Below are 23,511 nucleotides of genomic sequence, written 5' to 3' on the forward strand. Positions count from 1 at the left end.
CATGGCAAGAATGAAATTTGTCTGTGACGCCGAGCGCTGCATTGAGTGCAACGGTTGTGTAACGGCCTGCAAGAACGAGCATGAGGTCCCTTGGGGTGTGAACCGCCGGCGCGTGGTGACCCTCAACGACGGTGTGCCGGGCGAGAAATCCATTTCGGTTGCTTGCATGCATTGCAGCGATGCACCCTGCATGGCGGTTTGCCCGGTCAACTGCTTCTATCGCACTGACGAAGGCGTGGTGTTGCACGACAAGGATGTCTGCATTGGCTGCGGCTATTGCTCCTACGCTTGTCCCTTTGGCGCACCCCAATTTCCATCCCAGGGTACTTTTGGTGTGCGCGGCAAGATGGACAAGTGCACTTTCTGTGCCGGTGGTCCCGAAGCCAATGGCAGCCAGGCCGAGTTTGAAAAATATGGCCGCAACCGCCTGGCCGAAGGCAAGCTGCCGGTTTGCGCTGAAATGTGCTCGACCAAAGCCTTGATTGCGGGTGACGGCGATGTGGTCGCTGACATCTTCCGCAACCGGGTGCTCAAGCGCGGCAAGGGCGCAGAGGTTTGGGGTTGGGGAACCGCCTATGGATCGAAACAGGCTGGCCAGCCCGGCGTTTCTGCGCCAGAAGGAGCCAAATCATGAAATACACTTTTTTGATGGCAACTCTCGCAGTGTTTCTGTCGGCTTGCGGCGATAAGCCGCAAACCTTGGGTACCGGTAGTCAGGATGTTGCTCCTCACAGTGGTACGGGCAAGCCCTTTGCGGCGGGTGGCTGGAAGCAGGGTGACAAGGCCAGCTGGGAGTCACAGCTGAAGGCGCGTACGCAACAGGGACAGAACGACTACAACCGGATGAACTGACAGGAGGCCCTCATGAAAAATGCCCTTTCTGCCGTTCTGCTGTTGGCGCTGCTTGGCGGTGGCGCCATGGCGCAAAGCCAGCCGTCAGCCCCTGCCGCACCGGCAGCGGCTCCGTCCGGTGCCGCTGCGATCACGAGCCAGAACATCATGGATGTGAAGCCTGATGCCAGCGCCGAGCCAGGTTACGCAACGCAGACCAATGGCGAACGCGCCAAGGTTCAGCCAGGCAACAATGCACCCATGTGGCGCCAGGTGGGCGCGGGCGTGACTGGCTATAGCAGCCTGCCCACCCCTGAGGCGGGCAATCTGATTCAGCCGTTCGTCCAGTATCCGGGGGCCAGGTTGACCAACGCAGGTGAGGGCTGGCGGCAGGTACGCAACAACTGGATCATTCCGTACGGTGGTGCTTTGCTCTTGATTGTGATGGGTGCCATTGCCCTGTTTTACTGGCGCAGGGGCAGTCTGCCATTGCACGGCGCGGAGACCGGGCGGCAGATTGAGCGCTTCACTGCATTTGAGCGTTCTGCGCATTGGAGCAACGCCATTGCTTTTTGCATTCTCGCCATCTCTGGCCTGGTGATGGCCTTTGGCAAGTTTTTCCTGAATCCCGTGATGGGCAATACCCTGTTTGGCTGGCTGGCTTACGTGCTCAAGAATGCGCACAATTTTGCCGGTCCCGTGTTTGCCGTGTCCCTGGTGGTGGTGATCGGCACCTTTATCAAGGACAACCTGCCTCGCAAGGAAGACATCACGTGGCTGGCCCGCGGGGGTGGCTTGATGTCGGATCACGAAGTGGCATCCCATCGCTTCAACGCCGGCGAAAAAGTTTTGTTCTGGGGTGGCGTGTTTTTGCTGGGCCTGATTGTGGTGGGCTCGGGTTTGGTGCTGGACAAACTGATCCCCGGTCTGGTGTACGAGCGTGGCACCATGCAGGTCACCCATATGGTTCACGCCGTGGCCACCATCCTGATGATGGCGATGTTCATGGGCCACATCTACATGGGTACCATTGGCATGGACGGTGCCTACAAGGCGATGAAGACGGGTTATGTGGACGAGGAGTGGGCCAAAGAACACCATGAACTCTGGTACGACGACATCAAGGCAGGCAAGATCCCTGCACAGCGTTCGCCACAGACACCGGTTTCCGGCAATCCCGTTCAAGTTTGAGAAAGTCTGTATGAAAAAACATCTGCAAAAATTGGTGCTGGCGGGTATTGCGCTTGTGATGTGCACATCGGTGATGGCCAAGTTGCCGGCCCTCTCGGACGAGGCCAAGGCGAAGGCCGCAGAAGCCGCAGCCAAAACAGCCTGGAGTGGCAAAGTGGATGGCTACCTGCTGTGCAAGGCGCAGGACAAGACAGTCGCCCATTACAAGTCGGCCAAAACTGACGCTAAGGAGACCAAGGCGGCCAAGGGCGCCAAAGTACCTGCTGCGGCCAGCACGTGTGTCGATCCAGGGCCCTTTGTGTACACGCCGGCAGCACCTGTGGCAGCTGCAGCTGCTGCACCGCCAGCAGCACCGGCGCCTGCCGCGGCTGCATCCGCCGCGACTGCAACGCCAGTTGCAGCAACGTCGGCCAAAAAATCCTGAGCGCGCTACCTTACCTGACCCAGGCTCGCGCACCCTTGACGCGCGAGGTCAGCGCGATCAATGAGTTCGGGCAGACGGACGCCATCTCGATACCCGCCGAGCGCGCGCTCACCGTCTATGTGGACAAGCGCGAGTTGGTGACTTTGATGACCCTGGGCGCTCAGCCAGAACTGCTGGTATTGGGTTTCCTGCGCAATCAGCGCCTGGTGCAGTCGGTGCAGGAAGTCGACTCCATCACCGTGGATTGGGAGGTCGGCGCTGCCGCTGTGAAAACCCGGGCAGGCATATCCGATATCGAAGCGCGTACCTCCAAACGGGTGGTGACCACCGGTTGCGGACAGGGCAGCGTGTTTGGCGATTTGATGGCGGACGTGGACAAGCTGGTGCTGCCGCAGGCGTCTCTCACACAGTCGCAACTTTATGGCATTGTCAATGCCATCCGTCTGAAGGAAAGCACCTATAAATCGGCTGGCTCCGTGCACGGCTGCGCCCTGTTTCGTGGCGAGGAGCTGCTGGTGTTTGTGGAAGATGTCGGGCGTCACAATGCGATTGACACCATCGCCGGCTGGATGTGGATGCAGGATGCGCACACCATGTCGGGTGAGGACAAAGTCTTTTACACCACGGGCCGCCTGACCAGCGAGATGGTGATCAAGTCCGCTCAAATGGGCGTGCCGATTGTGGTCTCGCGTAGCGGCATCACCCAGATGGGTCATGAGGTGGCGCAGCGCCTGGGGCTGTGCACCATCGGACGAGCGACCAACAAAAGATTCCTTTGCTACAGTGGCGCCCATCGCTTTTGCTTTCAGCCTGAACTCGCGGGCGAGCGTTTGCATGCCACTACGTGACATCGGCGAATTTCAGGATTTCATCCGTTACCGCAGGTTAATTCGGACTCCAGGCGGCGCACCATTCCCGAGTGCGCTAAGGTAGCGCCATGAATATCTCTTTTTGGCGCCTGGGCTGGCGCTCCTTGTGGCGCGATTTGCGTTCTGGCGAACTCCGCTTGTTGATCCTTGCTGTGACGCTGGCGGTAGCCGCCTTGACGGCGGTGGGTTTCTTTGCGGACCGGCTCAAAAGCGGTTTGCAGCGTGACGCGCGTCAATTGCTCGGTGGTGATGCCGTGATTTCCAGTGACAACCCAACCCCCGCCGCGTTTGCCGCGAAGGCGCGTGAATTGGGCCTGGATGTGGTGCAGACCTTGGGATTTCCCACTATGGGCCGTGCCAGTGATGCCCAAGGTGGTGGATCCAAGCTGGTGGCGCTGAAGGTGGTTGAGCCCGGCTACCCGCTGCGCGGTAACCTGAAGGTGGCACCTCAGCCTGGCGCACCGGACGCGGCGACCCGTGCGATTCCTGGTGCTGGCGAAGCGTGGGTAGAGGCGGCCCTGCTGGAGGGCATTGGCGTCCAGATGGGCGATGTCTTGCTGTTGGGAGACGCCAGCCTGCGGATCGCCAAAATTATTGTGGTCGAACCCGATCGCGGTGCCGGCTTCATGAATTTCGCACCGCGCGTGATGATCAACCGTGCCGATGTGGACGCCACCAGACTGATCCAGCCCGCCAGTCGGCTGACCTACCGCATGGCGATTGCGGGCCAGGAGCGCGCCGTCAAGGCTTTCACCGGATGGGCGCTGGAAGAGATCAAGAAGCCGCAAGTTCGCGGCGTGCGTGTGGAGTCGCTGCAGGGGGGGCGCCCCGAGTTGAGCCAAACCCTGGACCGGGCTGAGAAGTTCCTCAACCTTGTAGCCTTGTTGGCCGCACTCTTGAGTGCGGTGGCTGTGGCGCTGGCAGCGCGCGGCTTTGCCGCCAGCCATCTGGATGATTGCGCCATGCTGCGCGTGCTGGGTTTAAGCCAGCGCACCATTGCTTCAGCGTATGCATTTGAGTTCACCATCATCGGCTTGCTGGCCAGTGGACTGGGCGTGGCCGTGGGCTATGGGGTGCACCATGTGTTTGTGTTGCTGTTGGCGGGCTTGGTGGATGCCGCGCTTCCGGCGGCGGGCATCTGGCCTGTTATGTTTGGTGTCGGGATGGGATTGACGCTGCTGCTGGCCTTTGGTCTGCCACCCGTGCTGCAGCTTGCCCGCGTGCCACCGCTGCGCGTGATCCGTCGTGACGTGGGTAACCTCAAGCCCGCCTCGCTGGGGGTATTGGGACTTGGCGTGGCCGGCTTTGCCACCCTGCTGCTGGCTGCAAGCAGCGACGTCCAGTTGGGGTTGATCGCCGTGGGTGGTTTTGCCGGGGCTGTGCTGGTATTCGCCGCTTTGAGCTGGCTGGCGGTCAGACTGCTGAGATCAATGGTCAACGAGAGCACAGCACCACGCTGGCTGGTGCTGGCTACGCGACAGATCTCGGCGCGTCCGGCCTATGCTGTGGTGCAGGTCAGTGCCCTGGCTGTGGGTTTGCTGGCGCTGGTGTTGCTGGTGCTCTTGCGCACCGACCTCATCAGCAGTTGGCGCAAGGCCACTCCGGCGGACGCACCCAACCGCTTTGTGATCAATGTGATGCCCGAGCAGGGTGATGCCTTTGTGAAAACGCTGCGTGATGCGGGTGTGGCCAAGTTTGACTGGTACCCGATGATTCGCGGCCGATTGGTGGCGGTCAATGGAAAAGCCATCACCCCCGATGACTTTGCCGATGACCGTGCCAAACGCCTGGTGGACCGGGAGTTCAACCTGTCGCACAACGCAGCCAAGCCGGCGCAAAACGAGGTGGTGGCCGGACGCTGGACCGAGAATGAGCAAGGTGCCATCAGCGTCGAAGAGGGCATTGCCAAAACACTCCATCTCAGCCTGGGCGACACCCTGCGTTTTGACATCGGCGGTGTGCAGGCCGAGTCCAGAATCACCTCCCTGCGCAAAGTGGACTGGGGCTCGATGCGGGCCAACTTTTATGTGATGTACCCGGTGAGCAGCATGCCCAATGTGCCCACCACGTACATGAGTGCGTTCAAAGCTCCCGCGGTGCCCGGTTTTGACAACGCGCTGGTTCGCACCTTCCCCAACATCACCAATGTGGATACCAGCAGCACCATCCTGCAGATTCAGCGCGTCCTGGATCAGGTGACGCGTGCCGTGGAATTCCTGTTTGGTTTTACCCTGGCTGCCGGTCTGGTGGTGTTGTTTGCCGCAGTCACCGCCACGCGTGAGGAGCGGGCCAAGGAATTTGCCATCATGCGGGCCATCGGTGCCAAAAGCAGTTTGCTGCGCCAGGTTCAGCGTGCTGAATTGATGGGTGTGGGCTTGCTGGCCGGCCTTCTGGCTTCGATAGCGGCCACGGCGGTGGGTTGGGGTCTGGCGAAGTATGTTTTTGATTTCGCGTGGACCGTGTCGCTGTGGGTGCCCCTGCTCGGTGCGCTGTGCGGCGCCTTGCTCGCACTGGCTGCCGGCTGGTGGGGCTTGCGCGAGGTGCTGCGACGCCCCGTGGTAGAGACGCTGCGCCGGTCGGTGCAATAATTTGCTACATAATTAATAGCTGTCAACGCATGATCGGCGGGCAGGAAGCTCATATATTCATGAATCCTCAAGAAGACAAGGTTGTTGAAACACCATTCCAGCGTATGGGTGGTGAAGTCCAGGTACAGGCTTTGACGGATCGTTTTTACGACCTGATGGATCTGGAGTCTGGCTTTCAGGCGCTGCGTGCGGCGCACGGAACCGAGCTGGCCAATGCCCGGCAAAAGCTGTTCTGGTTTTTGTGTGGCTGGCTCGGCGGGCCGCAGCACTACACCGGGCGTTTTGGCCACCCCCGCCTGCGTGCCCGCCACTTGCCGTTCAAAATCGGGATCACCGAGCGCGACCAGTGGGTCTCCTGCATGGACCAGGCGATGCGAGAGACCCATGTGCCCGAAGATTTGCGCGTTCAGCTGAACGAGGCCTTTTTCAAGACGGCCGACTGGATGCGCAACCAGGAGGGTTGAGGGCGCGGGCGAGCGTGCGTGTCAGGGGCGTGACAGCGCGTCGATGCCCAGGACACTGCAGTCGTCATTTCCATGCCCGGCAGAGATGAGCTGATCCATTCGCGCGGCTATCGATGCAAGTGCCGCCATGGGACGCTGGCCCGCGGTTTCCAGCATCAGTCCGACATCCTTGCGCCCCATCGTCAATTCAAAGCTCGGTGCAAAGTTGCCTTGTGCCATCTTCATGCCTCGCCCGCTCACGCTGGTATTCAGATCGATCATGCCCAAAAGCCTGATCGCGTCTTCAGGCTTCACGTTGCTTGCCTGTGCCAGGGTCAGTATGTCGGCGACCAGGGCCGCGACACCGATGATCATGGCATTGCCGAACAGTTTGTTCACCGCAGCCAGGTCGGCGCGCTCGCCCATGTATTCCAGCCGCCCCGTCATTTTGGCCAGGTCAGCCTTCACACTGTCGAACAGTGCCCGGGGTCCGGCGGCCATCATCGTGCCCTGGGCCGTGCGGGCTGCGGGTGGACCCATGAAAACCGGACAGTGCAGGTATTTCACCCCCTGCGCGTTGAGCCGTTGCAGGCGCTCTGCCGTGCGCGCGGGTAGTGTGGTGGTGTGATCGATGACGATGGCATCCGGTGACAGTCCTGCGCGTGCGGCTGCCAACACTTCTTCAACCACAGCGTCGTCCTTGAGCACGAGGTGAATGCGCCGGGCCTTGCGCACGGCTTCGGTCGGACTGGCCGCAGCAATCACGCCGAATGAGGCAAGCGCACGGACCTTGTCCGGGGACCGGTTCCAGGCCGTGACGGTGTCGCCGCGTTGGGCCGCCGCTTCAGCGAAGGCACTACCGAGCAGGCCGGTACCGAGAAATGCAATGTTTGACATGGGGTATCTCCTTCAAGTTGGGGGGCGTTCAAATCAAGGAAGCCGGCGCCCAGGGTTCAGCCCCTGGATGCCATCAGCAAGACCACCAGGGCGCCCGCGCCACCATCGGCGGGCTTGGCTTGCACGAAAGCCAGTACCTCCTGCTTCTGTACAAGCCAGCTGTGCACCCGGCTCTTGAGTACTGGCGCCTTGCCCGGCGAACCCAGGCCCTTGCCGTGCACCACACGCACGCAGCGGATGCCCTGTTTGTGTGCCTCGCGGATGAAAAAGCTCAGTTGCTCACGGGCTTCGTCGCGGCGCATGCCGTGCAGGTCGATTTGTCGCTGAATGGACCAGTCACCACGGCGCAATTTCCGGGTGACATCAGGGCCAATGCCCGGGCGGCGAAAACTCAGGAGTTCGTCGGTATCAAGCAAGGTGCCAACGTCGAACTCGTCACTGATGGCCTCAATCAGCACCGCTTTTTCATCTCTTTGGTACTGCATGGTTTGGACTATCGGCCGCTCTTTTTTCAATAGCACCCGGTTTTTTTCCTGCAGAGGCTGAACGACGCCCGCAGCCCGAATGAACAGGCTTTTTTCACTGGCGGCTTGCCGCCGGGCCTGAGCCTGCTCGGCCGCTTGCCGGGCCTCGCGCTCCATCTGCGCTTCGATCTCGCGTTGAACCAGCTTCAGATCCGCCAGGCTGGTAACCTTCATGGGCTTGGCTGTCATAGCAGGCCCCGCTCGGCCATGGACAAAGCTTCACCGGGGGCCACGATCACATGGTCGAGCACGCGCACATCAACCAGCGCCAGTGTGGTCTTCAGGGTTTGCGTCAGGGCCTCGTCGGCCCGTGATGGTTGTACCGAGCCGCTGGGGTGGTTGTGGGCCAGCACCACGGCAGCGGCCTGATGGTGCAGGGCGCGCAGCACCACTTCGCGCGGGTAAACGCTGGTTTGCGTCAAGGTGCCGCGAAACAGCTCCTCCATGGCCAACAGGCGGTTTTGCACGTCCAGAAACAGCACGGCAAACACTTCATGCGGTTTGGCGGCCAGATGCAATTGCAGGTAGTGCTTGACCGCGTCAGGGGTGGCAAAGATGGTGCGTTCCTTGAGCTGCTGCGCCAGTGCCCGGCGCGACAACTCCAGCACGGCCACAAGCTCAGCGCGTTTGGCCGGACCCAGACCTTTGACGCGCTTCAGGTCGTCCGCCGTGGCGTGCAGCAGGCCGGCTATGCCATCAAAACCATCGTGGTCGTTGGCGTCGGTCTTGAGCTGCAACAGCTCCTGAGCCATTTGCAGTACCCCTTTGCCTTTGATACCGGTCCGCAATAGCAGGGCCAGCAGCTCGGCATCGCTCAAGGCGCCGGGGCCGCGCGCCAGCAGCTTTTCACGGGGACGGGCGTCAAGGGGAAGGTCTTTGAGGGGCATGGGGGCGGGCTTTTACAATGAGGGCAGTTTATTCGCCAAAGCGCCACCTTGCGCGTCTGCCCAGGACTTTTATGACATCCACCCTTGCCTGTGTTCAACCCGGTTCATTTCTCACGCTGCACTACCGCATGGCCGGGCCTGCCGGTGATGTGATCAACACCTTTGAAGGCAAACCCGCCACCCTGACCCTGGGTGCCGGCGAACTGTCGCCAGCGGTGGAGGCGCATTTGCTCGGTCTGGCTGAAGGCAGTCGCGTCACCTTTGAACTGGCGGCGGGGACGGCCTTTGGCGCGCGCAATCCCGACATGCTGCAATGGCTGGCACGCAAGGTGCTGGTCGACATGGGGGATGCCACTGAGCAGTACCAGGTGGGCGATGTGGTTCAGTTCCCAACGCCGGATGGTAAGGGCCAGTTTGCCGGCTCGGTGCAGCAGTTGCGAAGTGATGAGCGGGGCGATGCCATTTTGTTTGATTTCAATCACCCGCTGGCAGGCCAGCCCGTGACGTTTGAAGTCCACGTGATCGGTATTCTGTGAGCACCGTGTTGCCCCAGGAGATTCTTCTGGCCGAGCCACGCGGCTTCTGCGCGGGCGTGGACCGGGCCATCGAGATCGTTGAACGCGCGCTGCACAAGTTCGGCGCACCGATTTACGTGCGCCATGAAATCGTGCACAACACCTACGTGGTGAATGACCTCAAGACCAAAGGCGCTATTTTTATCGAAGCACTGGATGATGTACCGGCCGGGGCTACGCTCATTTTTTCTGCCCATGGCGTAAGCCGGGCGGTGCAGGCGGAGGCCGCTGCCAGGGGCTTTCAGATTTTTGACGCCACCTGCCCCTTGGTGACCAAGGTGCATGTTGAGGTTGCCAAGCTGCACAGGGAAGGTTATGAATTCATCATGATCGGCCACAAGGGGCACCCCGAGGTGGAAGGCACCATGGGTCAGCTCGACAGCGGCATTCATCTGGTGGAAGACGTGGCCGACGTGGCTCGCGTGCAACCCGCTCAGATCGAAAAATTGGCTGTGGTGACGCAAACCACCCTGAGCGTGGACGACGCCGCCGAGATCGCTGCTGCTGTCAGGGCGCGTTTCCCCAATGCTCGTCAGCCCAAGCAGCAAGACATCTGCTATGCCACGCAGAACCGGCAGGACGCGGTCAAGGTCATGAGCCCCCAGGTGGATGTGCTCATCGTGGTGGGCAGTCCCACCAGCTCCAACAGCAATCGTCTGGCCGAATTGGCGCGCAAGCTGGGTACTGAAAGCTACATGGTGGACGGCGCCGATGAGTTGCAAGAGCAATGGTTTGAGGGGCGCCAGCGTGTCGGCTTGACCGCCGGCGCATCGGCCCCCGAGATACTGGTGCGCCAGGTGATCGACCGCATCAAGGCTCTGGGTGCCGTCTCGGTGCGCAAGATGGACGGTATCGAAGAGACCGTGAAATTCCCGTTGCCCAAAGGCCTGAAACTCTGAATATTGAAATATTGCCATGCTAGACATCACACTTCTCCGAAAAGATCTTGACTCCGCCGTGGCGCGTCTTGAGACCCGCAAAAAGCCGCAGGCCTTCCTGGATGTGGACGCTTTCAAAACCCTCGAGGCCGAGCGCAAGACGATTCAAATGCGTACCGAAGAACTGCAGGGCAAACGCAATGCCTTGAGCAAGCAAATTGGCCAGCTCAAGGCCAAGGGGCCGGCCGGCAAAGACGAGAGTGACGCCGTGATGGCCGAGGTGGCGGGATTGAAGTCGGAGCTGGAAACCTCGGCCACGCGCCTTGATCAGATCCAGGCGGAATTGCAGGTCTTGCTGCTGGCCGTGCCCAACCTGCCGCATGAGAGCGTGCCCGTGGGTGCCGACGAAGCTGGCAACGTGGTGCTTCGCACCTGGGGTCAGCCCAAGGCTTATGACTTCGCGGTGAAAGACCATGTGGATCTGGGGACACCGTTGGGGCTGGATTTCGAGATGGGTGTCAAACTGACCGGGGCGCGCTTCACGGTGATGAAGGGTCCTATTGCCCGCCTGCACCGCGCGTTGTCGCAGTTCATGCTGGACGTGCAGACCCAGGAGCACGGCTATACCGAGTGCTACACCCCGTACATCGTGAATGGCGAGAGTCTGCGCGGCACCGGCCAGTTGCCCAAGTTCGAAGGCGATCTGTTTGCCGCTAAAAAAGGCGGGCAGGAAGGCGAAGCCGCACCGGACAATGCGGCCCTCTACCTGATACCGACCAGCGAAGTGCCTCTGACCAATTTCGTGCGCGATGAAGTGGTGGCGGAGTCAGCTTTGCCCATCAAACTCACGGCGCACACGCCATGTTTCCGTTCCGAGGCCGGCAGTGCCGGACGCGACACGCGCGGCCTGATCCGCCAGCACCAGTTCGACAAGGTCGAGATGGTGCAGATCGTCCACCCTGACAAGAGCTATGAAACCCTGGAAGAAATGACCGGGCATGCAGAAGCGATTCTGCAGAAGCTGGGTCTGCCCTACCGTGTGATGTCCTTGTGCACGGGCGATATGGGCTTTGGTGCCAGCAAGACTTATGACCTGGAAGTCTGGTTGCCGGCGCAGAACACCTTTCGTGAAATCAGCTCGGTGTCGAATTGCGAGGCGTTCCAGGCCCGTCGCCTGCAGGCTCGCTTCAAGAATGCGCAAGGCAAGAACGAGCTGGTACACACCCTCAATGGCTCGGGTCTGGCGGTGGGCCGCACACTGGTCGCGGTGCTGGAAAATTATCAGAACGCCGATGGCTCGGTCACCGTGCCACAAGTTTTACGGCCTTACCTGGGTGGGCAAACGGTTTTGGGTACGGCCAGTCCTGACTGACAGGGATCTGTAAAGTAACCGATGTACCATGGCTGGTGAGAATTTTCCAAATTGCAGTCGCGAGCTGACTCAGGAGCCTGGTACTTGAACTTCGAATCTGTCCAGCGTCGACCGGCAACGCACATGCGCGCTGACCTGGCCGCATGGCGCCTTCTGGCAGCATTCGCCTTCGGGTTGTTGTTTTGCCTGTCGGGGCGGGCCGAAGAAACCCTGCGCGTCCTGACGTGGCCGGGCTATGCCGACAGCGATCTGGTCAAGGCATTCGAAAAAGAGCACGGTGTGCGCGTCGAAGTCACCTTCGTCAGCTCGGACGACGTGTTGCGCCAGAAGGTCAGCGCCAATCAAGGCGCGGATTTTGACGTGTTTGCGGCCAATACCGCCGAGTTGCAGCATTACCTTGCCAAGAAGTTGATTGTTCCCCTGCGGCTCAAGAACATACCCAATACAGCAAACCAATTGCCCCGGTTTCGGGATGCCCGCAGCATTCCGGGCATCACGCATCTGGGTGAGGTCTATGCGGTTCCCTATACTTATTCGGAAATGGGGCTGATCTATGACCGCAAGCAATTCAAGGAGCCCCCGACATCGCTGGCGGCCATGTGGGATCCGAAATACAAGGGGCGCGTGCTCGCCTTCAATGCGAGCAGCCACAACTTCTCGCTGGCAGCCCTGGTGCTGGATGGCAAGCCATTTCAGATCGAGGAAAAGAAATTCAAAGGCGTTGTGCACCACTTGATCGCGTTGCGCCGCAATGTGCTGACCTTTTATAACTTGCCGGAAGAATCGGTTGAGCTGTTTCGCAGCCATAACGCTGCCTTGATGTTTGCCAACTACGGCAGTCAGCAGCTCAAGCTCTTGCGCGATGCCGGTGCGGACGTTGGCTATGTCATTCCCGCGCAGGGCGCGTTGGCCTGGCTGGACTGCTGGGCGATGACACGGGGGGTTAAAAACATAAGTCTGGCTGAGAACTGGATCAACTACATGCTGGACAAAAAGGTGAGCGCCGAGTTGACCCGCCGTCAGGGTCTTCCCAATACCATTGAGGCAAATACCAACGCCAAGGATACGGACAAAATCATTTGGCTGGAACCGGTGGAAGATGACAAGCGCCGGGCGGCGCTTTGGGCTCGCATCATGTCCGGCGATCTGCCGGGGCGGTTCTAGCGGATGAAATACGGCATCGGCTTAAAGCTGGGACTCCTGCTGGCCACCTTTGGTCTGGTCGCAATGGGCACGGTGGGCTATTACTCTTACGCGAGCAGCCGCACCGCGTTGCTGGCCGCTTCGCAGCGGGATTTGCTGACGGCCACGCAGGTGCTGGGGCGCAGTTTTCAGGGCAGTATTGATGAAATTGCCACCGATACTTCCCTGCTGGCGCGTCTGCCTGCAAGTTCGGTGCTTGCCAATGCCCCTGCCGGGGCACGCTCCGAGCGTGACAAGCAACTGGTGGCGGATGTATTTGCGTCCATGCTGGCCGTGCACCCGGAGTACTATCAAATTCGTTTGATCGATGCCGATCACCATGGCCTGGAGTTGATTCGTGTGGATCGGGATGGCGACAAGCTCTCGCGGGTGCCTGAAGTCGATCTGCAGGAAAAAGCCCATTACCCCTATGTTTTCAATACCCTGCTGTTGAGCGCGGGACAGGTGTACCTGTCAGACATCGGTATCAATCATGAAGAAGGTGCACATTCCGGCTTGGGCAAGCCGACCGTGCGAGTGGCCACCCCGGTTGTATCTGGTGACGGAAAAGTCGTGGGCCTGGTGGTGATCAGCCTGGACCTGAACAGCCTTTTTGCGCGTTTGAAAACTGATCTTCCCAAGCCGTATCAGTTGTATCTCAGCAACCATTGGGGTGACTACCTGATTCATCCCGACCCTGCCGAAGCATTCGGGTTTGACCAGGGCCGTCGGGTCTTTATTCAGGATTCATTTGAGTCCGTTGCCTCGCTGGTGAAAGGCACGAGTGACAGCGTCGTGACAAATATGGAGAGCCCTCAACATGCCCCCAAAGGGTTGGTGGCTGCATTTGTTCGCTTGCCATTTGGTGGCTCCAGTGAGAGCAAGTTTGTGATCCTGGGCTTGTCTCAGCCGCTGGAGGCGGTGGTGCGGGAAACCAAACGCCTGGGTTGGAACACCCTGCAGATGATTCTGGTGTTGGGTGCGCTGGCCGTGGGGCTAGCCGCGCTGGTGTCAAGGGCTGTGACTGGACCTCTGCGCGCCATGGCCGATGCGATGAAGCTCTTTTCAAAGGATCAAACAGTCAGTGAGCTGCCATCAGCGCGTCGGGATGAAATCGGGCTCCTCGCGCGCAGTTTGAACGAAATGCAGACGGCCATGGTCAGGAATATGCGGGAACTCAATGAGAGTCGGCAAAGCCTCAAGCACCTGGCGCAGCACGATACCCTGACCGGCTTGCCCAACCGTGCCTTGTTCGATGATCGATTGGGGCAAGCGGTCTCGCAGGCGCGCCGCGATCAGACGCGCATCGCACTGCTGTTTGTGGATCTTGACGGGTTCAAGGATATCAACGACACCTATGGTCACCATGCGGGGGACTTGTTGCTCACGGCCGCAGCCAAGCGTATGGAAGCCTGTGTGCGCGATGCGGATACCGTGGGGCGTCTGGGCGGTGACGAATTTGTGGTGCTGTTGACTTACGTCGAAGCGGACCAGGACGCGCTGCTGGTGGCGCAAAAGATATGCAATACCCTGGGGCGTCCCTTTGAGGTCGATAGTCTGCTGCTGGATATTTCCGCCAGCATCGGGATTGCCATTTACCCCGATCATGGTGATGACGAACTGTCGCTTTCCAGAAGCGCTGATGCCGCCATGTACATCGCCAAGAAAAAGGGTGGCGATTGCGCCTGGATTTTTGGCCACTGATTGAGCACTGAAGTCTCATAAATTGGGTTGCCCACAGTTTTTTATGCAACCAGTTGCAATTTTGTTATTTTCAAATTACATTTATGCAACTGATTGCATTAAAAAGGAGTTTTCATGACAAATCCCTATCCTCACCTTCTGCAGCCGCTTGAATTGGGTTTCACGTCTCTTGCAAACCGTGTGCTGATGGGCTCCATGCATGTGGGCCTGGAAGAAGTCAAAAATGGTTTTGAGCGCATGGCGGCCTTTTATGCCGAACGCGCACGCGGCGGCGTTGGCCTGATCGTCACAGGCGGCATTGCACCCAATGAGCGTGGCCGCCCCATGACGGGTGGCGCAACTCTCATGACGGAAGAGCAGGCCGGGCATCACAAGGTGGTGACGCAGGCGGTTCATGCGGCGGGCGGCAAGATCGCCATGCAGATCCTGCATTTTGGCCGTTATTCCTATCAACCCACGTCGGTGGCGCCCAGTGCGCTCAAGGCACCGATCAACCCCTTCGTCCCGCATGCCCTGTCCACTGAAGAAGTGGAAGAAACCATCGCCGATTTCGTACGTTGTGCGGCACTGGCCCAGCATGCAGGTTATGACGGTGTGGAGATCATGGGCTCCGAGGGCTATCTGATCAACGAATTCATCGCCGCCCGCACCAATCACCGCGATGACGCCTGGGGCGGTGCGTATGCCAACCGCATTCGCTTTCCGGTGGAGATCGTCCGTCGCACGCGGGAGCGGGTGGGTGCCAACTTCATCATCATTTACCGCCTGTCGGCGCTGGATCTGGTTGAAGGCGGGTCCACTTTGCAGGAGGTAATTGAACTGGCCCAGGCCATCGAGGCTGCAGGTGCCACCATCATCAACACTGGCATTGGCTGGCACGAGGCGCGCATTCCGACCATTGCGACCAAAGTACCACGCGGCGCTTATGCCTGGGTCACGCAACGCCTGAAGGGCCATGTGTCGGTGCCGCTGGTGGCCACCAACCGCATCAACACCCCCGAGCTTGGCGAGCAGTTGCTGGCCGACGGCTTTTGCGACCTGGTGTCGATGGCGCGGCCCCTGTTGGCTGATCCGCAGTTTGTGCGCAAGGCAGCCCAGGGGCGTGCGGATGAGATCAATACCTGTATCGGCTGCAACCAGGCCTGCCTGGATCACACCTTTGGCGGCAAGATCACCTCGTGCCTGGTGAACCCACGCGCCTGTCATGAAACCGAGCTGGTCATTGCGCCCACCACCCAGCCCAAACGCATCGCCGTGGTCGGCGCCGGACCCGCGGGCATGAGCTTCTCGGTAACTGCCGCCGAGCGCGGTCATGAGGTGACGCTGTTTGACGCGGATGCGGAAATCGGTGGCCAGTTCAACATTGCGAAGAAGGTGCCGGGCAAGGAAGAGTTTTATGAAACCTTGCGTTACTTCCGCAAGCAGATTGACTTGCGCGGTGTCAAGCTGCGTCTGAATACCCGCATCAGCGCCTCGGAACTGGCAAAGGGCGGTTTCGACGAGATCGTGCTGGCCACCGGTGTCACGCCGCGTACGCCCGACATCGAAGGTGTGCACCACGCCAAAGTGCTGGGCTATCTGGATGTGCTGCGCGACGCCCAGCCGGTCGGAAAAACGGTGGCGGTGATCGGCGCGGGCGGCATCGGGTTTGACGTGGCCGAGTACTTGACCCACAGTGGCGAGAGCGCCAGCGTGAACCCCGAGAAGTTTTATGCCGAGTGGGGCATTGATCCCGCCTACCACGAGCGCGGCGGCTTGCGTGAGCCCCAGCTTGAAGCATCACCGCGCAAGATTCACCTGTTGCAACGCAAGAAGAGCAAGGTGGGTGACGGCCTGGGCAAAACGACTGGCTGGATCCACCGCACCTCGCTGAAAACGCGCGGTGTCGATATGGTGTCGTCCGTCGCGTATCGCAAGGTGGACGACGCCGGTTTGCATGTGAGTGTGGACGGCGTCGACAGTGTGATCCCCGTTGACAACGTTGTGCTCTGCGCCGGCCAGGAACCGCGGCGCGAGTTGTACGCTGATTTGCAGGCCGCAGGCTGCACCGTGCATCTGATTGGCGGCGCCGATGTGGCGGCCGAGCTGGATGCCAAACGGGCTATCGACCAGGGCGTTCGTCTGGCGGCGACCATCTGAAAATCAAATAGACTCGAAAGGAAAACACTATGACGACTGCACTCACGCACCTGCACCCCGCCGTGGCCAAATCACTGGCAACCTGGCACCACATGATTGCTTCGGCGGACCTGTCGGCTTTGCCGTCGCTGCTGCACCCCGATGCGATGTTCCGTTCACCCATGGCTTTTTCGCCTTACCACTCGGCGCAGGCGGTGTCCCTGATTTTGAACACCGTCTTTGGTGTGTTCGAAAATTTCGCCTATCACCGCGAACTGGCTACCGACGACGGCCTGAGCGTGGTACTGGAATTCAGCGCCAGTGTGGGGGACAAGCAACTCAAGGGCATTGACCTGATTCGCTTTGATGAGCAGGGAAAAATTGTCGAATTTGAAGTCATGATCCGTCCCCTGAGCGGGCTGCAGGCCCTGGGTGGCGAAATGGGCAAGCGCCTGGCGCAGCACTTGCCTGCGTTCAAGGGCAGCAAATAAAGCTGGAACGGAGCGAACCCCCGGATGTCATTGCCGCATGCACTCTTGACTGCTTTGCTGGAGCAACCAAGCGCCGGGCTGGAGCTTGCCCGCCGCTTTGACCGCTCCATCGGTTTCTTCTGGCATGCAACCCACCAGCAGATCTACCGAGAGCTCGGACGTCTGGAAAGTGCAGGCTGGGTGGAGGCCCTCCCCGCAGAGACCGGAAGAGGGCGCAAGAAAGCTTATCGGGTGCTGCCTGCCGGGCAAGAGGAACTCAAACGCTGGACGGCCGAAAGCCATGACCCGAAACCCTTGCGCGAGGAGTTCATGCTCAGATTGCGGGCCGAGGCGGTTATCGGCCCGACCACGCTCAAGGCAGACATCGAACGCCGACTCGCCTTGCATCGCGAGAAGCTGGCGCTTTACCGCAAGCTGGAAGAAGCCGATTTTCCGGGCGAGGACGCCAGCCGTGAGGTTCAACTGCAGCACCTGGTGCTCACGGCAGGCATCATGTTCGAGGCCTCCTGGGTGGCGTGGTCAGAAAAGGCCTTGCAAGTGCTGTCGCAGCCCAAGCCCTAGTTTGCACTGTGTGGGGTCAGAGGATGCGGCTCTTGTGCCCGCTCCAGTATGGATCGCGCAAAGTCCGCTTGTAGAGTTTGCCTGTGGGCAGACGTGGCAACTGATTGGTAAAGTCCACCGAGCGGGGGCATTTCTGGCGAGCCAGATGGGCTGCACAAAATGCAATCAATTCCTGCTCCAGCTCCGGGCCTGGCTTGATGCCAGGCAGCAGCTGCACCACCGCCTTGACCTCTTCGCCCAGGTCTTCGTTCGGCACACCAAACACAGCAGCGTCAGCCACCTTGGGATGGGTGATCAGCAGGTTCTCACTTTCCTGCGGGTAAATGTTCACACCTCCGGAGATGATCATGAACGAGGTGCGGTCGGTCAGGTAGAGAAAGCCGTCCTCGTCGGTGTAGCCCATGTCGCCAACCGTGCTCATGCTGCCGTCGGCAGACCGGGTCAGGGCGGTGCGTGCCGGGTCATTGAAATACACAAATGGCGATGCGGTCTTGAACCATATCTCGCCCGGTGTGCCTTTGGGCACGGGTTGCATCTGCTCGTCCAGCACATGAAGGTCTCCCAGCAGCACACGCCCCACGCTGCCCCGGTGAGCCAGCCACTCGGAGGTGTCGCAGGCCGTGAAGCCTAGGCCTTCTGTTGCGCCGTAATACTCATGAATGATGGGCCCCCACCAGCTGATCATTTCCTCCTTCACCTGCACAGGGCAAGGCGCTGCCGCATGGATTGCGATCTTCAGGGACGAGAGGTCATGGCGGGTGCGTTCTTCAACCGGCAATTTGAGCATGCGGCTGAACATGGTGGGCACCAGTTGCGTGTGCGTGATGCGGTAGCGCTCGACCAATTCCAGATACTGCTGCGGATCGAAGTGCTCCATGATGATGACGGTGCCGCCATTGCGCAGCGCCAGGCTCACATTGGCCAAGGGTGCCGAGTGGTACAGCGGTGCGGGCGACAGGTAAATCATGCCCTCCTCGCACTGCCAAAGCTTGTTCAGAAAGTTAAACAGCGGCAGTGGTTGGCTGGGCGGGTCCGGTGGCAGCGGTCGCAAAATGCCTTTGGGCTGACCGGTGGTGCCCGACGAGTACAGCATGGAGGTACCCAGCCATTCATCGGCAATGGGCGTGACAGGGTAGGGCGCAATGGCCGCAGCATAGTCACACAGAACTGCAGAGCCGGCCATGCCTTGGGTCGCCGGGCCGCCATCCACCACCAGGCACATCTTCACCTTAGGACAGGCGGGCAGGGCCTTTTGTGCCACCGCAAGCCGCTCTCTGGAGGTAATCAGCAGACCGGCCTCGCTGTTGTTGAGGATGTAGGTCAGTTCCTCGGCGGTCAGAAAGGCGTTGACGCAGGTGTAGTACAGGCCGGAGCGTTCGCCAGCTACACAGGCTTCCATGTAGCGGCTGTTGTTTTCCATGAAGACGGCATAGTGGTCCAACCGCTGCAGACCGCGTGCGCGCAGCAGATGCGCCAGTTGGTTGCTGCGCTGCTCCAGCTGTTCATAGCTGACCGACTCGCCACTCGTTGCCATGATGAAGGCTGGCTGGCTGGCGCGTTGCTGGGCGTAGTGACCTGGGTACATGCAGTGAACTCCTGGAAATGCCGAGGCGGGACACGATATCCAGCCGGTCGCGTGGAGCATCTTACCCGGGACTGCTTGTCAGGGCTCAGTCGCATTCATTGAAGTTGCGCTGTTGACAAGCCCGCGCCATCTTTTGCGCTTCATCGATTTGTTGTGGGTTCATCAGCCTGGCAATGCTGTTGCGGTTTTTCGCCGCTCCCGCATAGCCGGCCACAGCCGCGAGATTGAACCAGAGATGGGCGCGCACAAAGTCCTGAGGGAGACCTTGCCCCTGCGCGTACATTCCGCCCAGGTTGAATTGCGCTGCCGCGTGTCCCTGCATGGCGGCCAGTCGATACCAATGCACTGCTTGAGCGTAATCCTGTGCTACGCCACGCCCCACGTCGTACATGACACCGAGGTTGAATTGGGCGATCGCGTTACCCTCGTCCGCCAGGGGGCGCAACTGTTGAAGCTCTTTCGCATGATCAGCTTGCTCCTGGCCAGCAACGGCATTTTCCGCAGGACTTGCCCGTGAAAAACTGACACCAAGAGTCAGTACTGCCATTCCCAGAATGAGCATTCGTTTCATCGAATACCTGCCAAGCGCATGCGTTCCAAGGGTGGCTCCACGAGGTGCGGGGTCTGAAAGCAAAACGGCCTGAGCTATGGAAAAAATAGCATCAGACCGTTTATTTTTGGCGGAGAGGGTGGGATTCGAACCCACGGTACCTTGCGGTACGCCTGATTTCGAGTCAGGTACATTCGGCCACTCTGCCACCTCTCCGTGATCAACTGGCCGCAATTGTACCAGCGGCGCTTGTGGCTTCAAGGGGACTCAATCGGCGTCGGCAAACAGTTGCAAGGCTGCCCCGATGTCATCTGCCTGGATGCCCTCGGCGGCCTGCAGCCGGTCAGCCAGGCCCGCCAATGCCGCGCCGCCCTGCGTTTGCAGCAAACGGATGGTCTGCCCCGCGTCCTTGGGGGAGTCGAAGCCGGTGCTTTGCAACAGCAACTGGCCGTCTGCATCGACCAGCTTGAAGTAAAACTTGCCATCGCTTTCACGGTACTGCTTGAAAACGGGCTTTGCTGCCTTGGCTGTCTTCGCTTTGGCGTCCGTCACTTGGGCGCGCAGGTCTCTCAAACCCACGGCCTGGCGCAGCCGGCCCATGAACGGCGTTGCCAGCTGGCGTGCCTTGACGGCGCCAGCCAGCAGGATGGCTTCAATTTTGGCGGGGTCCTTCATCAGGGCCTCGTAGGCTTCGCGCATGGGTCCGATCTCGCGATCGATCCGTTCAAACACCAACTGCTTGGCATCGCCCCAGGCAATGCCGTCGGCATAAGCCTTGCGCAGCGCCTCGGTCTCTTCGCTTGAGGCAAAGGCCTGGTAGATCTGGAACAGGGCCGAGCCCTCAACCGTTTTCGGCTCGCCCGGTGCGCTGGAATCCGTCACGATACCGGCGATGAGTTTTTTCAACTGCTCACGCGTCGCAAAAAGCGGAATGGTGTTGTCGTAGCTTTTGCTCATCTTGCGGCCATCGAGGCCGGGCAGGGTGGCCACACTCTCTTCAATCTCGGCTTCAGGCGGTACAAAGTGTTCGCCATAGCGGTAATTGAAGCTGTGCGCCATGTCGCGCGCCATTTCAATGTGCTGAATCTGGTCACGTCCCACAGGTACTTTGTGGGCGTTGAACATCAGGATGTCAGCGCCCATCAGCACCGGGTACATGAACAGGCCTGCGCTCACGTCAGAGTCGGGGTCCAGGCCTGCCGCCGTGTTCTTGTCGACCGCGGCCTTGTAAGCGTGCGCCCGGTTGAGCACACCCTTGCCGATCACGCAGGTCAGGAACCAGGTGAGCTCGGGAATCTCCGGCACGTCAGACTGGCGGTAAAAGATCACGCGCTCGGGGTCCAGACCCGCAGCCAGCCAGCTGGCGGCGATTTCCAGTGTGGAGCGCTGAATGCGTGCCGGGTCATCAATTTTGATCAGGGCGTGGTAGTCCGCCAGAAAGTAAAAACTCTCGACGCCTGGATTCAGACTGTGCCGCACGGACGGGCGGATGGAGCCCACGTAATTGCCCAGATGGGGCGTGCCGGAGGTGGTTATGCCGGTCAGAAAGCGCGTGGAGCTCATGGGGAGGATCGTGAAAGGTGTAGGGCGACAGGACGGATCAATGAAGCAGGAAGGCCAAGGGCAGCAGCACGAGCTTCAGAAGCCAGAAGGTCAAGGCCATGACCGGCTGCATCCACAGCGCACTGATGACTCCGGCAATCACCAGTCCCATGACGATGAAAAATCCCCAGGGCTCAATGCGCGAGACCAGTTCTGCCTGGCGGTAAGGCAGCAAGCCAACCAGAATACGGCCACCATCCAGCGGGGGCAGCGGGAACAGGTTGAAGGCGAACATCACCACGTTGACCAGCACACCGCCTTCGCACATTTTGACGAAGAAATACTCGTTGACACCTGCGCCCTGCAACAGCAGCAGTGCAGCGCCCCAAAGCAAAGCCTGCAACAGGTTGGCGCCCGGCCCGGCCAAAGCCACCCAGACCATGTCCCGCTTGGGATTGCGCAGATGGCCAAAGCGCACCGGCACGGGTTTGGCATAGCCAAAAAGGAAGGCTCCCGAGGTCGCAAAATAGAGCAGCAAGGGCATCAGGATGGTGCCAACCGGGTCAATGTGCTTGAGCGGATTGAGGGTAATGCGCCCCAGCATGTGGGCTGTGTTGTCGCCAAAATGCCGTGCTGCATAGCCATGGGCCGCTTCGTGCACCGTAATGGCGAACAGCACCGGCAAGGCGTAAATGGCAACGGTTTGAATCAGATGTGCAATATCCATGGGGCCATTGTCTCAGAGGCGATGTGAGGGTTTGTCCCTTAGAGCCCGATCGCCGCCAGATCGCCGCGGCCCTGGCGGATGACTTCGGGCTCGCCGCCGCTCAGGTCAACCACCGTGGTGGGTTCCAGGGCGCAGGCACCGGCGTCAATGACGGCTGCGATCTGGTTTTTGTACCGTTCAAGAATTTCCTGCGCATCGTTGAGTGGCTGCGTCTCACCGGGGGCTATCAAGGTGGTGGCAAGCAAAGGTCCTTCATGCAGGGCCAGCAGTGCTTGCAGGGCCTTGTGTTCGGGTACCCGAAGACCAATCGTTTTCCGTGAGGGGTGGCTCAGGCGGCGCGGCACTTCCTTGCTGGCTTCCAGAATGAAGGTATAGGGGCCGGGTGTGGCTGATTTGAGCAGTCGAAATTGCTGGTTGTCGACCCGCGCGTAGTTGGCCAACTCCGACAGGTCCCGACACAGCAGGGTCAAGTGGTGCTTGTCGTCGACGCCGCGGATGCGACGCAGCTTGTCGGCAGCGGCCTTGTCGTCGATGTGGCAGACCAGGGCGTAGCTGGAGTCAGTGGGTACTGCCAGGATTTCTCCTTTCTCCAGCAAGGAGACGGCCTGCTTCAGCAGCCGGGGTTGCGGATTGTCGGGGTGAACTTCAAATAACTGGGCCATGGATGTATTGTCGGTGAATGTCAGTGCTGCCGCCGCGCATGTTCATGGGCCGACAGGACTGCGTTGCCTATGCCGCTGGCCGCAATCACGGCAATGCCGAGCCAGGCCAGTGCGTCGGGAACATGCCGGAAGAAAAGCCATCCGGCACAGGTGGCGAAGGCGAGTTGGGTATAGAGATAGGGCATCAGCACCGGAGCCGATGCCCGGTTGAAGGCCCAGATCAGCATCAAATGCCCGAAGGTGCCAAAAAAACCAACCAGCACAAACCAGGGCCAGTGCGCCAGCAGCGCTGCCGTATCCCAGCTGAAAACGACAATCGGGCTCATCACAAGAGTGCCCACCAGACCGGTGTAGAAGTGGGTGGTGTACGGGTTTTCTTCACCGCTCAAGCGGCTGGTGAGCACCTGAAAACTGGCGTAAGTGGTGACCAGCAGCACGGGAAACAGCAAGGCCCAACCAAAGACCTGCCCGCCTGGCCGAACGATCAGTAAAACGCCAGCCAGTCCGCCTGCCAGCAACAGCCATCGACGCTTGGGCACGGGATCCTTCAACAACCACGCGGCCAGTGCGGTGGAGGCCAGGGGCGAGAGCATGACGATAGACGTGAATTCACCGACAGGCATGTACTGCAGGCCAAAAAATGAGCAGGCGCTAGTGACCAGCAGCAGCACGCCGCGAAGGGTCTGAAAGCGTGGATTGGGGGTGTTCAGCAATGCCCGCCTTTGCACTGGAAATCGCAAGGCAAAGGTCACCACAGCCTGAAACGCATAGCGAAACCACAGCAGCATCAAAACCGGGGCCAGTGTGGCGCCATGTTTGGTGACCGTATCCAGTGCCGTGAACGACAGGGCGGCCAGCACAATCAGCGCGATGCCGGCACCTTGTCTGGTGCGCCAGAATGACATACGGC

At 60.0% G+C, this 23,511-nt stretch carries 24 protein-coding genes and 1 tRNA gene; 15 read left to right on the forward strand and 10 right to left on the reverse strand.

Going from position 1 to position 23,511, the window contains the following annotated elements:
• Window position 1 precedes the first annotated feature (1 nt).
• The 7 genes from fdh3B to IV109_RS06030 all read left to right on the forward strand — a co-directional run bounded on the left by fdh3B (window position 2) and on the right by IV109_RS06030 (window position 6,367).
• Window positions 2-634 carry a formate dehydrogenase FDH3 subunit beta gene (fdh3B, locus tag IV109_RS06000; protein ID WP_296693723.1) on the forward strand — a complete coding sequence of 211 codons (633 nt, stop codon included), beginning with the start codon at window positions 2-4 and terminating at the stop codon, window positions 632-634.
• A complete protein-coding gene (locus IV109_RS06005) occupies window positions 631-852 on the forward strand; it encodes a hypothetical protein (protein WP_296693726.1) in 222 nt (73 codons plus the stop codon). The genes fdh3B and IV109_RS06005 overlap by 4 nt, the downstream gene beginning before the upstream one ends.
• A 12-nt stretch (window positions 853-864) precedes the next feature.
• A complete protein-coding gene (locus tag IV109_RS06010) occupies window positions 865-2,022 on the forward strand; it encodes a formate dehydrogenase subunit gamma (protein WP_296693728.1) in 1,158 nt (385 codons plus the stop codon).
• Window positions 2,023-2,032: 10 nt separating this feature from the next.
• A complete protein-coding gene (locus IV109_RS06015) occupies window positions 2,033-2,446 on the forward strand; it encodes a hypothetical protein (protein ID WP_296693730.1) in 414 nt (137 codons plus the stop codon).
• Complete coding sequence (locus tag IV109_RS06020) at window positions 2,443-3,294, forward strand: formate dehydrogenase accessory sulfurtransferase FdhD (RefSeq protein WP_296694294.1); 852 nt, start codon at window positions 2,443-2,445, stop codon at window positions 3,292-3,294. The genes IV109_RS06015 and IV109_RS06020 overlap by 4 nt, the downstream gene beginning before the upstream one ends.
• A gap of 89 nt (window positions 3,295-3,383) precedes the next feature.
• A complete protein-coding gene (locus IV109_RS06025; protein WP_296693733.1) occupies window positions 3,384-5,903 on the forward strand; it encodes an FtsX-like permease family protein in 2,520 nt (839 codons plus the stop codon).
• Between the two features lie 59 nt (window positions 5,904-5,962).
• Window positions 5,963-6,367 carry a group II truncated hemoglobin gene (locus IV109_RS06030; RefSeq protein ID WP_296693736.1) on the forward strand — a complete coding sequence of 135 codons (405 nt, stop codon included), beginning with the start codon at window positions 5,963-5,965 and terminating at the stop codon, window positions 6,365-6,367.
• Window positions 6,368-6,388: 21 nt separating this feature from the next.
• Here IV109_RS06030 and IV109_RS06035 read toward each other — a convergent pair whose 3' ends face one another.
• From IV109_RS06035 to radC, 3 genes are read right to left on the reverse strand one after another with little or no spacing between them, the layout of a single operon-like run.
• On the reverse strand, window positions 6,389-7,243 hold the full coding sequence (locus IV109_RS06035) for an NAD(P)-dependent oxidoreductase (protein ID WP_296693738.1): 855 nt from the start codon (window positions 7,241-7,243) through the stop codon (window positions 6,389-6,391).
• A gap of 56 nt (window positions 7,244-7,299) precedes the next feature.
• Window positions 7,300-7,956 (reverse strand): Smr/MutS family protein, encoded by a 657-nt coding sequence (locus tag IV109_RS06040; RefSeq protein ID WP_296693740.1) that lies wholly within the window; start codon window positions 7,954-7,956, stop codon window positions 7,300-7,302.
• Window positions 7,953-8,654: a DNA repair protein RadC gene (gene radC, locus IV109_RS06045; protein WP_296693744.1), complete on the reverse strand. Its 702-nt coding sequence runs from the start codon at window positions 8,652-8,654 to the stop codon at window positions 7,953-7,955. Before radC ends, IV109_RS06040 begins: the two co-directional genes overlap by 4 nt.
• 71 nt (window positions 8,655-8,725) lie before the next feature.
• On the opposite strand from radC, the gene IV109_RS06050 reads away from it, so the two are divergent.
• The 8 genes from IV109_RS06050 to IV109_RS06085 all read left to right on the forward strand — a co-directional run bounded on the left by IV109_RS06050 (window position 8,726) and on the right by IV109_RS06085 (window position 17,535).
• On the forward strand, window positions 8,726-9,190 hold the full coding sequence (locus tag IV109_RS06050) for an FKBP-type peptidyl-prolyl cis-trans isomerase (RefSeq protein WP_296693747.1): 465 nt from the start codon (window positions 8,726-8,728) through the stop codon (window positions 9,188-9,190).
• Window positions 9,187-10,128, forward strand: a complete 942-nt coding sequence (ispH, locus tag IV109_RS06055; RefSeq protein ID WP_296693750.1) for a 4-hydroxy-3-methylbut-2-enyl diphosphate reductase — start codon at window positions 9,187-9,189, stop codon at window positions 10,126-10,128. Before IV109_RS06050 ends, ispH begins: the two co-directional genes overlap by 4 nt.
• Before the next feature lie 16 nt (window positions 10,129-10,144).
• Window positions 10,145-11,479, forward strand: coding sequence for a serine--tRNA ligase (gene serS / locus IV109_RS06060; RefSeq protein WP_296693752.1), 1,335 nt, complete (start codon window positions 10,145-10,147; stop codon window positions 11,477-11,479).
• An 84-nt stretch (window positions 11,480-11,563) separates the two neighbouring features.
• On the forward strand, window positions 11,564-12,643 hold the full coding sequence (locus tag IV109_RS06065) for an extracellular solute-binding protein (protein ID WP_296693756.1): 1,080 nt from the start codon (window positions 11,564-11,566) through the stop codon (window positions 12,641-12,643).
• 3 nt (window positions 12,644-12,646) lie between these two features.
• Entirely contained in the window at window positions 12,647-14,365 is a 1,719-nt protein-coding gene (locus IV109_RS06070; protein WP_296693761.1) for a GGDEF domain-containing protein, read from the forward strand.
• A 114-nt stretch (window positions 14,366-14,479) separates the two neighbouring features.
• Window positions 14,480-16,504, forward strand: a complete 2,025-nt coding sequence (locus IV109_RS06075) for an NADPH-dependent 2,4-dienoyl-CoA reductase (RefSeq protein WP_296693764.1) — start codon at window positions 14,480-14,482, stop codon at window positions 16,502-16,504.
• Between the two features lie 29 nt (window positions 16,505-16,533).
• A complete protein-coding gene (locus tag IV109_RS06080; RefSeq protein ID WP_296693766.1) occupies window positions 16,534-16,974 on the forward strand; it encodes a nuclear transport factor 2 family protein in 441 nt (146 codons plus the stop codon).
• A gap of 24 nt (window positions 16,975-16,998) precedes the next feature.
• The gene (locus IV109_RS06085; protein ID WP_296693768.1) at window positions 16,999-17,535 is read left to right on the forward strand and encodes a PadR family transcriptional regulator; all 537 of its coding nucleotides are present in this window, start codon (window positions 16,999-17,001) and stop codon (window positions 17,533-17,535) included.
• A gap of 16 nt (window positions 17,536-17,551) precedes the next feature.
• Here IV109_RS06085 and IV109_RS06090 read toward each other — a convergent pair whose 3' ends face one another.
• From IV109_RS06090 to IV109_RS06120, 7 genes are all read right to left on the reverse strand, one after another.
• Window positions 17,552-19,120, reverse strand: a complete 1,569-nt coding sequence (locus tag IV109_RS06090) for an AMP-binding protein (protein ID WP_296693770.1) — start codon at window positions 19,118-19,120, stop codon at window positions 17,552-17,554.
• An 85-nt stretch (window positions 19,121-19,205) separates the two neighbouring features.
• Window positions 19,206-19,667 (reverse strand): tetratricopeptide repeat protein, encoded by a 462-nt coding sequence (locus tag IV109_RS06095; RefSeq protein WP_296693773.1) that lies wholly within the window; start codon window positions 19,665-19,667, stop codon window positions 19,206-19,208.
• A 131-nt stretch (window positions 19,668-19,798) separates the two neighbouring features.
• Window positions 19,799-19,886 (reverse strand) — tRNA-Ser (locus IV109_RS06100).
• 51 nt (window positions 19,887-19,937) lie between these two features.
• Entirely contained in the window at window positions 19,938-21,233 is a 1,296-nt protein-coding gene (locus IV109_RS06105) for a tryptophan--tRNA ligase (protein ID WP_296693777.1), read from the reverse strand.
• Between the two features lie 37 nt (window positions 21,234-21,270).
• Window positions 21,271-21,939 carry a site-2 protease family protein gene (locus IV109_RS06110; RefSeq protein ID WP_296693779.1) on the reverse strand — a complete coding sequence of 223 codons (669 nt, stop codon included), beginning with the start codon at window positions 21,937-21,939 and terminating at the stop codon, window positions 21,271-21,273.
• Window positions 21,940-21,977: 38 nt separating this feature from the next.
• Window positions 21,978-22,601, reverse strand: coding sequence for an L-threonylcarbamoyladenylate synthase (locus IV109_RS06115; RefSeq protein ID WP_296693781.1), 624 nt, complete (start codon window positions 22,599-22,601; stop codon window positions 21,978-21,980).
• A 20-nt stretch (window positions 22,602-22,621) separates the two neighbouring features.
• Window positions 22,622-23,506 carry a DMT family transporter gene (locus IV109_RS06120; RefSeq protein ID WP_296693782.1) on the reverse strand — a complete coding sequence of 295 codons (885 nt, stop codon included), beginning with the start codon at window positions 23,504-23,506 and terminating at the stop codon, window positions 22,622-22,624.
• Window positions 23,507-23,511: the final 5 nt, after the last annotated feature.

The organism is Rhodoferax sp., from assembly GCF_018780565.1.
GTDB lineage: Bacteria > Pseudomonadota > Gammaproteobacteria > Burkholderiales > Burkholderiaceae_C > Rhodoferax.

Coding starts and splice junctions, on each gene's coding strand:
- IV109_RS06075 (WP_296693764.1), top strand. CDS start 14,480: ATGACAAATCCCTATCCTCACCTTCTGCAGCCGCTTGAATTGGGTTTC.
- IV109_RS06095 (WP_296693773.1), bottom strand. CDS start 19,667: ATGGCAGTACTGACTCTTGGTGTCAGTTTTTCACGGGCAAGTCCTGCG.
- IV109_RS06115 (WP_296693781.1), bottom strand. CDS start 22,601: ATGGCCCAGTTATTTGAAGTTCACCCCGACAATCCGCAACCCCGGCTG.
- IV109_RS06050 (WP_296693747.1), top strand. CDS start 8,726: ATGACATCCACCCTTGCCTGTGTTCAACCCGGTTCATTTCTCACGCTG.
- IV109_RS06085 (WP_296693768.1), top strand. CDS start 16,999: ATGTCATTGCCGCATGCACTCTTGACTGCTTTGCTGGAGCAACCAAGC.
- IV109_RS06090 (WP_296693770.1), bottom strand. CDS start 19,120: ATGTACCCAGGTCACTACGCCCAGCAACGCGCCAGCCAGCCAGCCTTC.
- radC (WP_296693744.1), bottom strand. CDS start 8,654: ATGCCCCTCAAAGACCTTCCCCTTGACGCCCGTCCCCGTGAAAAGCTG.
- IV109_RS06025 (WP_296693733.1), top strand. CDS start 3,384: ATGAATATCTCTTTTTGGCGCCTGGGCTGGCGCTCCTTGTGGCGCGAT.
- fdh3B (WP_296693723.1), top strand. CDS start 2: ATGGCAAGAATGAAATTTGTCTGTGACGCCGAGCGCTGCATTGAGTGC.
- IV109_RS06005 (WP_296693726.1), top strand. CDS start 631: ATGAAATACACTTTTTTGATGGCAACTCTCGCAGTGTTTCTGTCGGCT.
- IV109_RS06040 (WP_296693740.1), bottom strand. CDS start 7,956: ATGACAGCCAAGCCCATGAAGGTTACCAGCCTGGCGGATCTGAAGCTG.
- IV109_RS06035 (WP_296693738.1), bottom strand. CDS start 7,243: ATGTCAAACATTGCATTTCTCGGTACCGGCCTGCTCGGTAGTGCCTTC.
- IV109_RS06030 (WP_296693736.1), top strand. CDS start 5,963: ATGAATCCTCAAGAAGACAAGGTTGTTGAAACACCATTCCAGCGTATG.
- IV109_RS06120 (WP_296693782.1), bottom strand. CDS start 23,506: ATGTCATTCTGGCGCACCAGACAAGGTGCCGGCATCGCGCTGATTGTG.
- IV109_RS06070 (WP_296693761.1), top strand. CDS start 12,647: ATGAAATACGGCATCGGCTTAAAGCTGGGACTCCTGCTGGCCACCTTT.
- serS (WP_296693752.1), top strand. CDS start 10,145: ATGCTAGACATCACACTTCTCCGAAAAGATCTTGACTCCGCCGTGGCG.
- IV109_RS06015 (WP_296693730.1), top strand. CDS start 2,033: ATGAAAAAACATCTGCAAAAATTGGTGCTGGCGGGTATTGCGCTTGTG.
- IV109_RS06010 (WP_296693728.1), top strand. CDS start 865: ATGAAAAATGCCCTTTCTGCCGTTCTGCTGTTGGCGCTGCTTGGCGGT.
- IV109_RS06080 (WP_296693766.1), top strand. CDS start 16,534: ATGACGACTGCACTCACGCACCTGCACCCCGCCGTGGCCAAATCACTG.
- IV109_RS06110 (WP_296693779.1), bottom strand. CDS start 21,939: ATGGATATTGCACATCTGATTCAAACCGTTGCCATTTACGCCTTGCCG.
- IV109_RS06105 (WP_296693777.1), bottom strand. CDS start 21,233: ATGAGCTCCACGCGCTTTCTGACCGGCATAACCACCTCCGGCACGCCC.